A 14,952-nucleotide genomic window follows, 5' to 3' on the forward strand; every position below is an offset into this window, starting at 1 on the left:
GGCGCCGGAGCGGCCGCGGTGGTGGTGGTGGGCGCGGGCGCGCCCGTGGCCTTCACCGCCGACGACACCACCGCGCCACCGGTCGGCGAACCCTCCGATGACTTGTCGCTGCCGCACCCGGTGACCCCCGCGAACAACAACGTCCCACCCAGCACGGCCGCGGCGGCACGAACGGCGAACACCCCCGGTGTAGCAGACTTCATCAGTACCTCGAATCGGAGCTCAAAACTGAAGTGATAGATGTTCACTTCAGCGGGGAGTGTACAAAACCAGCCACCCCCACCCGCCCGGATTCGGAAAACTGCCCCGACCACTGGGGGCTCGCGACCCAATCCGCCCTGATCAGGCAAACCGTACCCGGTGACACCGGTGTCAGTCGACCAGCGGCCGAGACTATCCCACCCAGTGGTCCTCAGCCACCCTCAGATATCCGACGCGAGCATCTCGTACACCTTGTTCGCCCCGCCCGAATAGTCCGACACGTACAGGTTGCCGCGGGTATCGACCGCCACACCGAACGGTTCCTGCAGATCGGTGAACGCGACACCGGATTGGCCGGCCGCACCGGCGGGCAGCTTGACCACCCGTTGATGCGACGAGTCGGTGACGAAGACCGTGCCCGCGGCATCGACCGCGACGCCCTGCGGCTGGGACAGTGCGGTGAACGGGAGAACCGTCTGCGTCGTCGCCCCCGCGGCGAGCCGGAGCACCCGATTGTGATTGGCGTCGACGACCAGGACATCCCCGGCGGCGGTGACGGCCACGCCGGTGGCGGACCCGTCGAGCCCCGTGAACGGCAGGGTGGTCGAATTCGCCGCTCCGGGAAGGAGTTTCCGAACCCCGGAGTAGTCCCCGACATACACGGCACCGGCGGCGTCGACGGCGATGCCCGAGGGGCCGGACAGATCGGCGAACGGCAGCTCGACCGGTGTGCCCGAACCCGCCGGTAGTTCGAGAACCCGCCCCGGGATACTGCCGTAGGCGGGGTCGGTGACGAACACATCCCCGGCCGAGTCGACCGCGACGCCCTGCGGAAAAGTCAAGCCGGAGAAGGGAAGCACCGATTGGACGCCGTCGGCGGAGAGCTTGACCACGCGGGCGTTGTCGACATCGACGACGAAGACGCTGCCGGCGGCGTCGACGGCGACGCCCAGCGGTTGGTGGAGCCCGGTGAACGGAAGCACCTTCTGCACGGTGCCCCCGGGGAACGCACCGGGGCCGTTGGGGGTGCCGAGCCCCGTGGGACCGTCGTACCCGGTCGCCGCGGTACAGAGGTAGCCCCCGCATTTGCGGTTGGTGCCGGAGGTGACGTCGAACAGCGCGGAGAGGTGACGGTAGGGATCCGAGCCGTAGGTCACCGTGCGCCCGTTCGCGCCGTAGATCCCGGCGATCAGCGGTGCGGACACACTGGTGCCGCCCATGACCATCCAGGCCGATTGGTGCGGGTTCGCCGGGCCGAACACCGCGACGCCGGTATCGGAGTCGGCGACCGCGGAAACGTCTGCGACAGTCCGTTTCCCGCAGCCGGTGTCGGTTTGCCAACTCGGTTTGTCGTAGAGCGCACTACAGCCGCTCCCAGCTCCGTCCCACGCGACCTCCGCCCAGCCCCGGCCCCCGCTGGTGCGGGTGAGGCTGGTGCCCCCGACCGCGGTGACATGCGGAGACGAAGCGGGGAACTGGGCCGCGCCCTGGAAGCCGCGATCACCCGAACTCGCCGTGATCGCCACGCCGGGGTGGTCGTAGGCGGATTCCAGTGGGCCCGTGCCCGCTTCGTCGGCGCCGTAACTGTTGCTGATCACCATCGCGCCGGCGGCCGCGGCCGTGTTGACCGCGGCGGCCATGTCGCTCACCTTGTTGGTGGTGGCCTCTACCAGCAGCAGCGAGCAACTGGCGCACAGCGCCCCGGCCATGTCCAGGTCCAGCGCGGCCTCCCGATTCCACTCGGTTTGCGGCTTACCCTGCTTGTCAGCCGGAACGACCGGCTGTCCGTTCTGGCCGATCTTCCGGAAGCAGCCGGTACCGGAAGCGCAGGGCGGCAAGCGAAATTGGGCCCGGTAGGTAGCCAGGTCGGCCTCGGCGTCGGGATAGTCGAAGGCGGTGATGATCGCGATCGTCGTCGCCGCGCCGGTGCCGGGCGCGTTGTAGGCACTCAGCAAATCGGCGGGGGTGTAACCCGCCGGGCTCGGCGCGGTGAACACCGCGCCCTTGCTGTCGGTGACGATCAGGGCGTGGCAGCGCGCCTCGCCCGCTTGGACGGGCCCGCACACATTCGCGTGGCTGCCGTGCGGGAAGGATGGTCCGCCGCCGCCCGGCGCGGCCTGCGCGAACGGCACCGAGACGATGTTGGCGGCCGCGAACAGCGAGACCGCGACAAGTTGCACCCCGCGCATGGTCGATGCGCTCCTTCCGGTACCGATCCGCTGGGGATCTCCGCGCGCGTCCCGACCGCCGCGACGCCGCCGGGTCGAGAACCCGGCGGACGGGTAGGAGCGTAGCCGCTGAGACCGCCGCGGAATCCGGAAAAGGCAACCGTCACAAGCGGTATGTTTGGCCCGCTCCGATCGCTAGTCCGGGATCGCGACCGTCGAGGGGAGGTTCACCCAGCTGGGGGTGTCGGGGTCCAGCCGCAGGTGCTGGGGCTTCAGGCCGGAATCGGCCAGGACGATCATCGGCGGGAGACCCTTCGGGAAGTTGCTCGCGTAGACGTCCACGCGGAGGCGGTGACCGGGCTGGAGGACGGCGTCGATCGGGGTCAGGGCGATGTCGAGGGTGACCGGGACGCCCGGGACCGTCTGCTGACGCCGGGCGAGGTCTAGGTAGTAGTGGGGTTCGGTGTAATCGCCGTTGGCGGACTTCAGGCTGGCGTCCTCGTCGATCCGGCGGAGCGAGGCGACCAGTTGGCCGGTGGCGATCTCATGCGAAACGCCGTCGGGAGCAACGTCGTTGACCGTGGCGACCCAGTAACCGTCGGCGGCGTCCTCGACCACGTTCAGGTGGACGTCGATCGGGCCGGAGATGGTGGTCGCGGTGTCGGCGGGAGCACTGGTGAAGGACAGGCCGTCGTGCTCCCAGACGCGGGAGTCGTTGGCGCACAGGTCGAGAATCGAGGTCGCGCCCGCGGTGATGCGGGCGGCGTCGCGGCCGCACAGACTCGACAGGGCGGGCGCGACCGTCAGATCACGGACCACCGCCTGCCGCGGATCGACGGACAGGCCGCCGTCGTAGCGGGAACCCGGGCCGGTGCCGGTGGGGATGTCGTTCAGATACATCCGGCGGTACACCGCTTCGGCGCGCGGGAATTCGGGAGCGTCGGTCCAGCCGCCGCCCTGCTGCTTGACGATCAGAGGGGTGAATCGCTCGATGCCGTTGTCGATTCCGCGCAGCCAGTGGTCGAACCAGGCCCGCTGCAGCACATCCACGCGCGGCGGCATACCCGGATGGCCGAAACCGCCCACGCCGGAACCGAGGTGGTAGCCGTCGCCCATGATCAGCTTCTTCTCCTCGCGGGGCAGCGGGATGGCGTTGAAGGTGTCGGTGGGGGTGGTGCCGAAGATGTCGAACCACGCGCCCACCATGAACGTGGGCACCCGGATGCGGGTGACGTCGGTCTTCAAACCGCGGCGGAAACCGGAATTCGGGTCGACCAGTTCCCGGGTGCGCGCGGTGAGCTGATCCGGAGTCATGGCGGTGTAGCCGTTGACGACCATGTCGACCAGCGTCAGCGGATCGGCGATCCGGTCCCGCAGCCAGCGCGCCTGCTGCGCGGGGTCGAACTTGCCGGCCAGCAGCGCGGTCACGTCCGGAATCATCTTGAGCGAGTTGACGCCCAGCAGCCAGGGCACCAGGAAGCCCGCGCCGATCCCGCCGCCGGTGCCCGCGATATCGGCGAAGATGTCGGCGCTGCCCTCCAGCGCGAACACCGCCCGCAGGCCCGCCGGCATGCGGTCGGTGGCCTCGAGCGCGGTGATCGCGGTGAACGAGATGCCCATCGCCCCGACCGTGCCGTCGCTCCAGGACTGCCGGGTGATCCAGTCGACGACCTCGGCGACATCCTGCTTCTCGCGGTCACCGAAGACCTGCCAGGCCCCCTCGGAGGTGCCGGTGCCCCGCGTATCCACTTGCACCAGCGTGTATCCCGCCTCGGCGAGCGCCCAATCCTGCGCCGCCGCCTCCAGCACGCCGGAGTCCAGCTGGCGCGTCAGGTCGAACAAGCCGTCCACTCCCACGCCCGGCAGATTCAGCGACGCGACCCACCGCTCCAGCGGCTGTTTGATTCCCAGGTCGTTCGCCGCGCTGAGCACCGCCTCCCCCACCAGCAGCGGCAGCTTGCCGTAACCCTGCATCTGGAGGATCACCGGGCGACGACCGTCCGGGACACGGCCATTGTCGGCGGGATGAATGATGTCGGCCTTCAGCACGACCCCGTCGGACATGGTGATCGGCACCGCGAGGTCGGGCACGATCCCGTTGTGCGGCTGCGGTCCGTCCACCGCGGCGGTCCAGCCCGCCGCGTTCGCGCCGCCGTCGATTCCGGTGAACACGGTGTCCGACAGGGCCATCGGCGCGAGGAACTGCGCTCCCGCCAGCACCGCGGACACCATCACCAGCGTTCTCCCGAGAAATCTCCGGGTTCGCCATCGAGCCTTCATCACCGAGTCCCACCTCTCGCATCATTGATGGGAGAGATTGTTGCTACTGGCCGGTAATAACGACTCGCCCCAACGCGACATCGTTTTACCCCAGCGCGACAAGCCAATTCGGCCATTCCGTCCCAGACAGTCCACGCCCCGGGTTACGATCGCCGGCGCGGACGAAGAACCGGCGGGAGGGCGACCGGCCGATGGCGATCATGGCGCGCGCGGCGAACCTGCGCGGATACCGCGAACTCATCGACGAACTGGGCGGTGACGGGGCGGGCCTGCTGCGGCGATTCGGGATCACCCCGGAGGCCATCGCCGACGGCGACGCCCTGGTTCCCGCCGAATCCCTGGGCCGCGCACTGAAGGTCGCCATGGAGTTCCTGGACCGCAACTATCCCGGCCCCGACCGGACCACGGCCGCCCGGGTCCGGTCGGCGATCGACCGCGCCCTGCTCGAATCCCGGGCCGACATCAGCACCGTGGCCCGCATGCTCACGGTGCACGAACGCACCCTGCAACGCGCCTTGGCCGCCGAGGGCACGACTTTCACGACCCTGCTCGACGAGGCCCGCCGCGAGATCGCCCACCGGCTGCTGTGCGAGACGGATCTGCCGATGAGCCGCATCACCACCCTGGTCGGGCTGCGTGAACAGTCCGCGCTGACCCGGGCGGTGCGACGCTGGTACGGCCGTACGCCGCAACAGATCCGGAACGCGGCGGCGCTCGACCGAATCACGGCGACGGGGCGATGAGGCGTACCCGTGGTTCCCGTGCCCGGGGCCAGGCGACCGGTGCGGCCGATGACCGCATCGGCGCGCATCGGGTGCCGCTCAGCCCGCGAGCTTCGCGAGGTTGGGGAAGTTGCTCAGTTCCCAGCCACCGTCCACCACCATGTCGATGCCGGTGATGTAGGAGGCTTCGTCGGAGGCGAGGAAGAGGCTGGGTCCGGCGATCTGCTCCGGGGTCGCGGGGGCTCCCATCGGGATGCGGTCCAGGAACATCTGTTTCGCCGGTTCGTACCCCATGATCGCCGCCACCAGCGGGGTGTCCACCAGGCCGGGGAGGATGGCGTTCACGCGGATGCGGTGCTGGGCCAGTTCCAAGGCCGCGTTCTTGGTGAACATGACCACGCCCGCCTTGCCGGTGGAGTACGGGCTGCCGCCGGGCATGGGGACGCGGGCGTCCAGGGACGAGATATTCACGATCGAGCCGCCGCCGGTCGACTTCATCAGGCGCGCTTCGTGTTTGACGCACAGGAAGACGCTCTTCTGGATCAGGTCGATGGTGAAGTCCCAGTCGGCCTCGGTCAGGTCGGTGACCGCGCCGATGCGGGACGCGCCCGCGCAGTTGAAGGCCGCGTGCAGACCGCCGAAACGGCTCGCGGCGACACCGATGCCGGCCTCGACCTGCGCCTCGTCGGTGACGTCGGTGACCGCGGGGACGAAGGCGTCGCCGAGTTCGGCTGCCCGCTTGCCCAATCCGGCCTCGTCGAGGTCCAGGCCCACCACGTTCGCGCCCTCGGCGATCAGCGCGGCGGAGATGGCCGCGCCGATGCCGGAGGCGGCGCCGGTGACGACCGCGGTGCGGCCGTCGAATCTGCGTGCGTTCATCGGGCACCCGCCTTCAGGAACTCGCCGGTGCGTTCCCGGCCGAGGGTCTCGGCCTTCTCGCCCAGCCCGAACACGTACTCGCCGTTGACCAGGACCGCGGTCACGGTCTCGTCATTGCGGTTGACCATGCGGGACAGGTTGCCGTACTCGGGAACCGGGTTCTCGGCGTAGGCCTCCAGGCTGTCGTCGAGGCGGGCCGGATCGATGATCAGCACATCGGCCCGGTCCCCCTCGCGCAGATGCCCGGCGTCCAGGTCGTACCAGTCGGCCAGCTCGCCGCTGACCCGGTGCACGGCGTGCTCGATGGTCATGAACGGCGTGCCCGCCTGCTGCGCCTGGTGCACCCGCTTCAGCAGCCGCAGCCCGAAGTTGTAGAACGCCATGTTGCGCAGGTGCGCCCCGGCGTCCGAGAAGCCCAGCTGCACACTGGGATCCGCGGCCAGCGCGTTCAGCACCTCGGGCCGGTGATTGGAGATGGTGGTGCGCCAGCGCACCTTCGGGCCGTGCTCGACCAGCAGATCGAGGAAGGCGTCCACCGGGTGGATGCCGCCGCGGTCCACACCGACCTGGCCGAAGGTCTTGCCGACCACACTCGGATCGGGGCATTCGGTGATCTCGGCGTCGAAGAAGTCGCGGTGCCACACGCGCGGGCCCCACTTCTTGTCGTAGTCCTTGCGGAACCAGCGCCGGTACTCCGGATCCTGGAACAGTTCATGGCGCTCTTCGAGCTGGTTGGACAGGTGCAGCGCCGCCGCTCCGGACCCGAATTCCTCGAACACGGGCAGGTCGATGCCGTCGGAGTAGACCTCGAACGGCACCGGCAGATGCTGCCAGCGGAAGTCGCCGCCGAGCCCGTTGATGAGCTTGCCCAGCAGCGGGAAGACCTTCACCACGCCCGGAATCGCCTTGATGTCGGCGGCCGAGAGCAGGCTCACCTTCAGCTTGGGCCGGAAGAAGCCGAGGCTGCTGGCCGCCATGCCGATCATGCTCTGCGGCTTGGCGACGTCCGGCCCGCCCTGCAGCGCCCGTTTGCGGTCGCGCAGAATGCGATTCAGGCGACGCCGCTCCTTGGCGGTGGCATAGGTGGACGGCAGCGTCCGCGACCGGCACACCTCGCCGTCGAGCTTGTCGAACAGCAGCTGCTGCGAGGACATGCCGACGAACCCGGCGTCGAGCGCCTCGGTCAGCTTGTGCTCCATGGCCGCGATCTCCTGCTCGGTCGGCTTGACGCCGGGATCGGTGGCCCGCTCCAGCCCCAGCTGCGCCGTCCGGATATCCGAATGCCCGATGAACGAGGCCACATTCGGCCCCAGCGGCAGCGACTCCAGGGCCTTCACATAGCTGTGCGCGCTGTTCCAGGTCTTCAGCGTGTCCACCGACTCGACCACGTACTGCCGCGGAATCGCCTCCACCCGGCCGAACAGGTCACCGGCGTCGGAGCCGCCGACATGCACCGCGGACAGCGAGCAGGAGCCCAGCAGCAGGGTGGTGACGCCGTGCCGCAGCGACTCCGACAGCGTCGGGTCGAGCAGCACCTCCACGTCGTAGTGGGTGTGGATGTCGATCATCCCGGGCATGACCCAGCGGTCGGTCGCGTCGATCACTCGCGCGCAACCGGTTTCGTCGAGCGGCGTGGCCGAGACCGTCGCCACCCGGCCGTCACGGATGCCGAGGTTGCGGATGGCCGAGGGCGCGCCGGTACCGTCGAACCAGCGGCCGTTCTTGATGATGGTGTCGTACACAGGAATTCACTTCCCCACGGTGAGGTCGCGGCGCAGCACCTTGCCGGTGGCGTTGCGCGGCAGCGGATCCGCGGTGACCAGCCAGCGAGCCGGCACCTTGAAATAGGCCAGTTGCTTGGCCACGTGGTCGCGCAGTTCGTCCTCGGTCAGCGCCTCCGGGTCGTCGACCACGACGATGGCGGCCACCTCCTGGCCGAGATCCTCGTGCGGAACGCCGATCACGGCCGACTCGCGCACCAGCGGGTGCTCGTCGAGGACGTTCTCGATCTCCTGCGGGTAGACGTTCTCGCCGCCGCGCAGGATCAGATCCGACCGGCGGCCGGAGATGTAGAGCTTGCCGCCGCGCAGGGTGCCGTAGTCGCCGGTGCGCAGCCAGCGGTTCTCGTCGATGGCGGCCTTGGTGGCGTCGTCGTTGTTCCAGTAGCCGAGCATGACGTAGGGGCTGCGGACGCAGATCTCGCCCTCCTCGCCGTCGGGCACCGGCTTGCCGTCCGGATCCCGGACCTCGAGCGAGACGCCGACCACCGCGCGGCCCACGGTCTCATTGTCGGCGGCCAGTTCCGGCGGGGTCGCCACGGTCGCGGCGGTGCCGGACTCGGTGCAGCCGTAGCTGGTGGTCAGACCCTGCAGCGCCACCGGGAACTTCTCGCGCAGCCGCTGCACCAGCGCCGGGGAGGACGGCGCGGAGTTCAGCGAGAACGCGGTGAGCGAGGACAGGTCGTACTTCGAGATGTCCACGCCCAGAATGCGACTCGCCAGGGTCGGCACGGCCGCCCAGTTGGTCACCTTCTCGGTCTCGACCAGTTGCAGCAGCGATTCCGCGTCGAACTCGCCCGAGGTCGGGAAGACCACAGCGTCACCGGTGGTGAGACGCGGGATCGACAGATTGTGCAGGCTCGCGATATGGAACAACGGCATGGTCGCCAGGTAGCGGCGGCCCGCCGGGGAACCGTCCCAGGCCTGGCCGCGGAAGCCGGCGGCCAGCGCGTCCATGAACCGGTGGTAGTCGGCGACCGCCACCATGTTCCGCTGGGTGTGCACGACGCCCTTGGGACGGCCGGTGGTGCCGGAGGTGTAGAGGATGATCGCCGGATCGTCCTCGGTCACCTCGGCGGCCGGGTTGCCGCCCGCGAACTCGGCGATCAGCGCGGGCAGGTCGGTCTCCATGGTCAACACCGGGATGTCGGTGCCGGTCTCGGCGGCCAGCGCGGCCCGCTTGGCGTCGGCGATCACCACCGTCGGGGCGGAATGCTCGAGGCCGTACTCGATCTCGCGCGGCACCCACCAGGCGTTGTAGCCGACCGGGATCGCGCCCAGCCGCTGCGCGGCCCAGAAGGTCAGCACCCATTCGGGGGTGTTGGCGGCCAGGATGCCGATGCGATCGCCCTTGCCGACGCCGTACTTCGCGGCCAGCGCCGCGGCCAGCGCGCCCGCGGCCGCGTAGTGCTCGGCGAAGGTGTAGCGGGTGCGCGCGGACACCAGATAGTCGAGTTCGCCCAGGTCGCGGGAGGCTTCCAGCAGCTCCAGCAGCGACGCGTGGCGGTGCTTGAACACCGGCTGCGGCACGCCCAGCACCTGCTCGACCGTCATCTCGAACGGGCCGTCCGGGCCGGTCAGCTTTCCGGCGACCTGTGCGGCGAGCGCCTGGAGGTCAACAGCGTTGGTCATGAATCAAGTCCTCGAATCCTTGTGCGCGAACCGTGGCGGGTTACCGGAGTGAGGCCGGTCACGCCGCCCCCCGGACTGTATCGAAGGTCGCTTTCAGGTAGGTGTCGGCACGAGGCGAACTGATCAGGCCCGCCTCCATCCGATTCATCGCGTAGGCGAAGGTGACCCGGTGGTCCAGGTCGTTGACCACCATCGAGCCGCCGATCCCGGCCCACCAGCACACCCGGCCGTCGGGGACGTGCGGGGCGGTCTGCGGCTGCGGCAGGCCGTAGCCGATGCCGAACCGCAGCGGCACCATGATGGCCAGGTCCACACCGTCGGACTGCTGCTCGAAGATCAGGTCGATGGTCTTGTCCGACAACAGCTTCCGGCCGCTCAGCGCACCGCCATTGCTGATCAGCGATTGCAGCCGGGCGATGGACCGGGCATTGCCGTGCCCGCCCATGCCGCCCAGCTCGGCCTGCCGCCACTGCGCGGTGCCGCATTCGGCGAAGTCCAGCAGCGGCTGGAACAGGGTCTTGAACATGACGCTGTCCTGCGGCAGCAGCGACGGGTCGAACTCCGGCAAGTCCGGCGGCACCAGGGTCGCGACGCGGCCCAGATCCTCGGCGGCCATGCCGATGTGGAAGTCCGCGCCCAGCGGGCCCGCCAGCTCCTCGGCGAAGAACCGGCCCAACGGGCGGCCGGTGACGCGCTTGACCAGCGCGCCCAGCAGGTGGCCGTAGTTCATGGCGTGATAGCCCGACGCGGTGCCCGGCTCCCACCAAGGCGCCTGCGCCGCAAGGCGATCGGTGGCCGCGTCGGTGTCGTAGATGTCCGAGAGCACGATCGGGGCCTCCCAGCTGGAGACGCCCGAGGTGTGCGAGAGCAGGTGCCGCACCTCGATGTCGGCCTTGCCATTGGCGGCGAACTCCGGCCAGTAGTGGGCCACCTTCTGGTGGACGTCCAGCTCCCCCCGGTCGACCAGGAGCAGAATGCTCAGGGCGACCATGGTTTTGGTGATGGAGAAGGTGTTCACCACGGTGTCGGCCGCCCACGGCGTGGTCTTCGCCGGGTCGGCGTAACCGCCCCAGAGATCCACCACGGGCTCGCCGTCCACGGTCACGCAGACCGACGCGCCCAGTTCCGCCCCGGATTCCACCTGTTCGGTGAAAGCCGCACGGACAGCGTCGAATTCAGGGGCGCAGAATCCAGCGACGTTGCTCATTCCGACCTCTTTCCCGCTAGGCCTCGACCAGTGCGCGGCTGCGCACGGGCAGGGCATTGCCCACCGCGGCCGCGCGGCGCGCGCCCTCGGCGAGTTCCTTCTTCAGCTCGCGCACATAGATGTCGAAGTCGATCTGAATCGTGTGGCGCGGCGAGTTGTAGTAGCGCTCGGCGCGCTCGGCCTCGGCCTTGGTCACCGCCGCGTTCATGTCCGCCTGCGACGGGAAGCGGTAGTTGCCCGACAGGTACGCCGCGACCAGCTTGGACTGCTGCTCGGCGAAGTTCACCAGGGTCGGCATCGGCTGGGCCAGACCGAGATAGAACAGATTGTCCACATCCGGCTTCAGCATCTGCCGCCACAGCGGCAGCTTGTTGCTCTCGTCGGGGCGCAGCACCGGATCGGTGAAGAACGGGAAGCTGATGTGATAGCCGGTGGCGCACACGATCACGTCCACCTCCTCGGTGGAGCCGTCCGCGAAGTGCACGACCTTGCCGTCCAGCTTGGTGATGGCGGGCTTGAAATCGATGTCGCCGCAACCGACCTTGTGCAGGAACTCCTCACTGGCGGACGGATGCGCCTCGAACGGCAGGTGATCCGGCTTGGGCAGGCCGTAATCCTCCATGCGGCCACGGTTCTTGACCACGAACCGCTGCTTGAGCTTGAGCGCCAGCTTCGGCGGCATCCAGGACGGGACCACCTGGGTGTCGCCGACCTTGCCGCCGACGTACTTGGGCAGCACCCACACGCCGCGGCGGGCCGAGACCCACAGCTTCTCGGCGATGAACTTCTGCGACAGCTCGCAGGCGACGTCCAGGCCCGAGTTGCCCATGCCCACCACGACGATTCGCTTGCCGCGCATATCGATCGGGTCGAACGGGTCGTTGTAGGCGTGCGAGTGGATCAGGGTGCCGTCGAACTCGCCCGGGTAGTCCGGGGTGCGCGGATCCCAGTGGTGGCCGTTGGCGACGATCAGGGCGTCGTAGGTCTCGACGGTGCCCTGATCGGTGCTGACCGTCCACAGGCCGTCGGCGCCGCGCTCGGCCGCGGTCACCTTGTGGTTGAACCGGATTCGGTCGCGGATGCCGAAGTGATCGACGTAATCCTTGAAGTACTGGTGCAGCTGACTGTGGTGCGGGAAGTCCGGCCACTCGTCGGGCGCCGGAAAGTCCTCGAACTGCAGACGGAACTTCGAGGTGTCGATGTGCAGGCTCTGGTAGCACGCCGACATGCCGTTCGGGTTCTTGTAATACCAGTTGCCGCCCACCTCGTCGGAGGCTTCGTAGCAGTCGAAAGGGATGCCGTATTCGGCCATGCGCTTCGCGGCGGTGATGCCCGACGGGCCCGCGCCGATGATGGCGACCCGGGGTAGCTCGCGGTTCTGTGCGGATTTCGCAGCCAATTCACTCTCCTGATTCGGCGACGGGTCCGAAGGCCCCGGCCGGACGTGATGTGCCACACACGCTAACACTCACTAGACACCGTGTCTAGTGAGTTAACTTGCGTCTATCATTCAACCGTGACCCGATCCGATGTAGGCCAACCCGAAACCCCGCGGCGCACCTCGCTGCGCGACGAACAGAAGCGGCTCACCCGCAGCCGGCTCATCGACGCCGCCAAGCAGCTGTTCACCGAGCAGGGCTACGCGCCGGTCCGCGTCGACGACATCGCCGCCGCCGTCGGCTGCAGCCGCGCCACCTTCTATTTGCACTTCACCGGGAAACCGGACGTGCTGCGGGCCATCGCCGAACAGGGCACGCTGCCCAGCGTCCGGAACTTCTACGAAGACCTCGACCATGTGCTCGACACCGGCTCGCGCGAGGAATTCGCCGCCTGGATGCGCCGGGCCATCGACTGGTTCCAGGAATACAAGGACCTGCTCCCGGCCTGGGACGAGGCCACCACCCTCGAACCCGAATTCCGCGAAGTGGCCAAGGAGGGCATCATGGCGCTGCCCAGCGTCATGAGCTCCTATTTGTCACGCTGGCCCGCCGGCCGTCAGGAGGAGGCGCGACTGCGCGTCGAACTCCTGGTGGCCCAGCTGGAACGCTTCTTCACCCGGTGGGCCATGCAGGGCACCATCGACGTCTCCGCCGACGAGGCCGCGGCCGTCCTCACCGACATCTGGTTCCCGGCGCTCCAGACGCCGAAGGACTAATTCGACACCGGCGTGACGCGGGCGCGATCCAGTTCCCAGAACGCGCGCAGCGCAATGATTTTCCCGTCCGCGTTCACCCGGTAGACGGCGACCAGATCCACCTCGACGCTCACCTCGGGACGGGTGCTGCGAATGGTCCCGGTGAACGCGGCCTCATCGGCGCAGGCGAAGGAATCCGACCAGGTGAATTCGATGCGGCTGGGCTCGATCGCCAGGTCCCAGAACGCCCCGATGGCCGCGTGCCCCGCATGCCCCTCCCCCACCGGGTCATAGGGCGAGATCCCGACCGGATCCTCGACGCGGGCGTCGTCGGCGAACAACGCCAGCCATTCGGCCTTGCGCTTGGCGCGTACCGCGGCCTGCGAGGCGAGTCCGGCACGGCGAGCGGGGTGTTCGGTCGACATCCCGCCATCCTCACCGGGCGGCCGGCGGCCCGGATCGGCGAATACCGGTGAGCGGGACGGATACGCGGCGAGGTCGGCGCGAGCTACCGATCAGCGATCGCGCCCGATATCGCGAAAACAGCTCGGGCCGACGCGCTTGGCGTCGGCCCGATATCTGAATTCGAAATGTTTCAGAATTCAGCGGGAGTACGCGGAGCCGGTCCAGCCGAACCCTTCACCATCACCGGGGCTGTTGGCCTCCACCGTCGCGTGGCACTGCTCGACCGTCTGGCCCGAGGCCAGGCACGACTCGAACGCGTCGGCTTCGACCGGGAGCGCGGCGGCCGTGGCAGCAGGACCCGTGATACCACCGGCGATCAGTGCGGCTACGACAAACTTCTTCACGTGGGAATCCCTCCAGAATCTGTTACGAATTTCAGTAGAGATTGCCATGTGAATCCGAAAATCACCAAGCGGTAGCGCAATTCGGCGATTCGGTTAGGGAACATCCCCTAATGAATCGGCCCCGACCCCTAACGGGCCGGGGCCGGACCGGACCTGTCAGGCAACCCGGACATCTCCCGCGAGCCGCGGCGCGGTGGCCGCCATACGCGCGACGGCGGTGTCATAGCGTTCGGCCAGCAAACCGACCACGGACGGGTGCACGCCGATCGGCTCCGCGACGCCGTCCGCGCCCGCCTCGTGCAGGCGCTGATGGAACAGCCCGTGCGCGAGCAGGTACGAGGCCACGAAGACGCGACGCGCGCCCGCGGCCCGCACCCGCGCCACCACCTCGGGGACCTTGGGCTCGCCGGTGGCGATGTAGGCCAGGTGGGCGGGGGCGCCGACCCGCTCGGAGAGCAGGTTGGCGGCCCGCTGCACATCCTGGCGCGCCCGGGCGTCCGAGGAGCCCGCGGCGGCGAAGACCACCGCGTCACCCGGTCGCCAGCCCGCCGCCCGCAACCGCAGACGCATGACCTCGGCCAGGGCCGGGTCCGGACCCATCGCCTGGGTGACCGCGACCGCGTCGTGCGCACTCGCGGCCACCTCTCGCGGCACATCCTGATAGACGTGGTACCCCGAGGCCAGGAAGGCCGGAACCACCACGGCGGGAACCGGATCCAGATCCCGCAACACCTCGGCCGGGGACGGGCCCAGCACATCCACGAACGCGGTCCGCACCCGCGGCGCGGCCACGATCGCCAACTCACGCAACGATGCCGATGCGGCCCCGAAATCGGCACCGGCACCTGTCCCGGACAGCCGGGCCGCGCGCGCGAGCGCCGACGCGCCCAGCTCCCGCGCGACCGCCTCGGCCAGCTCGGCGATCATCTCCACGCCGCGCGCGCTGCGGGTGCCGTGGGCGACCAGCACCAGTGCGGGGGCGCTCACCACGCACCCCGCGGCGGACGGACGGCTCCCGTATCCGGCACGGCGCCGGAAGAGCCGTACGGGCGGGGCGGAAACGCCTGCCGAGACGCCGAGCTCGACTGTGTGGCAGGGGGATTCGGCGGCCGGGACGCCGACACGGCGCGCGCGGCGGCCGC

General features: G+C 69.0%; 12 protein-coding genes and 1 pseudogene. 2 read left to right on the forward strand and 11 right to left on the reverse strand.

What is annotated here, in order from left to right; translation table 11 throughout:
• The 3 genes and pseudogenes from ACWELJ_RS28760 to ACWELJ_RS28770 all read right to left on the reverse strand — a co-directional run.
• Positions 1-203: pseudogene (locus tag ACWELJ_RS28760) on the reverse strand (hypothetical protein); the annotation flags it as partial.
• 219 nt (positions 204-422) lie between these two features.
• Positions 423-2,390 (reverse strand): S8 family serine peptidase, encoded by a 1,968-nt coding sequence (locus ACWELJ_RS28765; RefSeq protein ID WP_452369255.1) that lies wholly within the window; start codon positions 2,388-2,390, stop codon positions 423-425.
• A gap of 174 nt (positions 2,391-2,564) precedes the next feature.
• Complete coding sequence (locus tag ACWELJ_RS28770; protein ID WP_452369265.1) at positions 2,565-4,601, reverse strand: CocE/NonD family hydrolase; 2,037 nt, start codon at positions 4,599-4,601, stop codon at positions 2,565-2,567.
• A gap of 239 nt (positions 4,602-4,840) precedes the next feature.
• Here ACWELJ_RS28770 and ACWELJ_RS28775 point away from each other — a divergent pair, with 239 nt between their 5' ends.
• Entirely contained in the window at positions 4,841-5,392 is a 552-nt protein-coding gene (locus ACWELJ_RS28775) for a helix-turn-helix domain-containing protein (RefSeq protein WP_452369256.1), read from the forward strand.
• Between the two features lie 78 nt (positions 5,393-5,470).
• Here ACWELJ_RS28775 and ACWELJ_RS28780 read toward each other — a convergent pair whose 3' ends face one another.
• The 5 genes from ACWELJ_RS28780 to ACWELJ_RS28800 are packed head-to-tail and all read right to left on the reverse strand — an operon-like array spanning position 5,471 to position 12,266.
• Entirely contained in the window at positions 5,471-6,250 is a 780-nt protein-coding gene (locus tag ACWELJ_RS28780; RefSeq protein WP_452369257.1) for an SDR family NAD(P)-dependent oxidoreductase, read from the reverse strand.
• Positions 6,247-7,992 carry an N-acyl-D-amino-acid deacylase family protein gene (locus ACWELJ_RS28785; RefSeq protein ID WP_452369258.1) on the reverse strand — a complete coding sequence of 582 codons (1,746 nt, stop codon included), beginning with the start codon at positions 7,990-7,992 and terminating at the stop codon, positions 6,247-6,249. The genes ACWELJ_RS28780 and ACWELJ_RS28785 overlap by 4 nt, the downstream gene beginning before the upstream one ends.
• A 6-nt stretch (positions 7,993-7,998) precedes the next feature.
• The gene (locus tag ACWELJ_RS28790) at positions 7,999-9,660 is read right to left on the reverse strand and encodes a class I adenylate-forming enzyme family protein (protein ID WP_452369259.1); all 1,662 of its coding nucleotides are present in this window, start codon (positions 9,658-9,660) and stop codon (positions 7,999-8,001) included.
• Positions 9,661-9,718: 58 nt separating this feature from the next.
• Entirely contained in the window at positions 9,719-10,867 is a 1,149-nt protein-coding gene (locus ACWELJ_RS28795; RefSeq protein ID WP_452369260.1) for a serine hydrolase domain-containing protein, read from the reverse strand.
• A gap of 16 nt (positions 10,868-10,883) precedes the next feature.
• Positions 10,884-12,266, reverse strand: coding sequence for a flavin-containing monooxygenase (locus ACWELJ_RS28800; protein ID WP_452369261.1), 1,383 nt, complete (start codon positions 12,264-12,266; stop codon positions 10,884-10,886).
• 117 nt (positions 12,267-12,383) lie between these two features.
• On the opposite strand from ACWELJ_RS28800, the gene ACWELJ_RS28805 reads away from it, so the two are divergent.
• Positions 12,384-13,022, forward strand: coding sequence for a TetR/AcrR family transcriptional regulator (locus ACWELJ_RS28805; protein ID WP_452369262.1), 639 nt, complete (start codon positions 12,384-12,386; stop codon positions 13,020-13,022).
• Here ACWELJ_RS28805 and ACWELJ_RS28810 read toward each other — a convergent pair.
• The 3 genes from ACWELJ_RS28810 to ACWELJ_RS28820 all read right to left on the reverse strand — a co-directional run bounded on the left by ACWELJ_RS28810 (position 13,019) and on the right by ACWELJ_RS28820 (position 14,797).
• Positions 13,019-13,426 (reverse strand): nuclear transport factor 2 family protein, encoded by a 408-nt coding sequence (locus ACWELJ_RS28810; protein WP_452369263.1) that lies wholly within the window; start codon positions 13,424-13,426, stop codon positions 13,019-13,021. The two genes, ACWELJ_RS28805 and ACWELJ_RS28810, sit on opposite strands and share 4 nt — an antisense overlap.
• Positions 13,427-13,603: 177 nt before the next feature.
• A complete protein-coding gene (locus ACWELJ_RS28815) occupies positions 13,604-13,810 on the reverse strand; it encodes a hypothetical protein (protein ID WP_452369264.1) in 207 nt (68 codons plus the stop codon).
• Between the two features lie 156 nt (positions 13,811-13,966).
• The gene (locus ACWELJ_RS28820; protein ID WP_452369266.1) at positions 13,967-14,797 is read right to left on the reverse strand and encodes a sirohydrochlorin chelatase; all 831 of its coding nucleotides are present in this window, start codon (positions 14,795-14,797) and stop codon (positions 13,967-13,969) included.
• Positions 14,798-14,952: the final 155 nt, after the last annotated feature.

Source organism: Nocardia sp. NPDC004582, from assembly GCF_053602115.1.

Excerpts from the sequence above, each read along its gene's own strand:
- ACWELJ_RS28775 (WP_452369256.1), top strand. The coding sequence starts at position 4,841 with ATGGCGATCATGGCGCGCGCGGCGAACCTGCGCGGATACCGCGAACTC.
- ACWELJ_RS28765 (WP_452369255.1), bottom strand. The coding sequence starts at position 2,390 with ATGCGCGGGGTGCAACTTGTCGCGGTCTCGCTGTTCGCGGCCGCCAAC.
- ACWELJ_RS28770 (WP_452369265.1), bottom strand. The coding sequence starts at position 4,601 with ATGGTGTCCGCGGTGCTGGCGGGAGCGCAGTTCCTCGCGCCGATGGCC.
- ACWELJ_RS28795 (WP_452369260.1), bottom strand. The coding sequence starts at position 10,867 with ATGAGCAACGTCGCTGGATTCTGCGCCCCTGAATTCGACGCTGTCCGT.
- ACWELJ_RS28810 (WP_452369263.1), bottom strand. The coding sequence starts at position 13,426 with ATGTCGACCGAACACCCCGCTCGCCGTGCCGGACTCGCCTCGCAGGCC.
- ACWELJ_RS28780 (WP_452369257.1), bottom strand. The coding sequence starts at position 6,250 with ATGAACGCACGCAGATTCGACGGCCGCACCGCGGTCGTCACCGGCGCC.
- ACWELJ_RS28790 (WP_452369259.1), bottom strand. The coding sequence starts at position 9,660 with ATGACCAACGCTGTTGACCTCCAGGCGCTCGCCGCACAGGTCGCCGGA.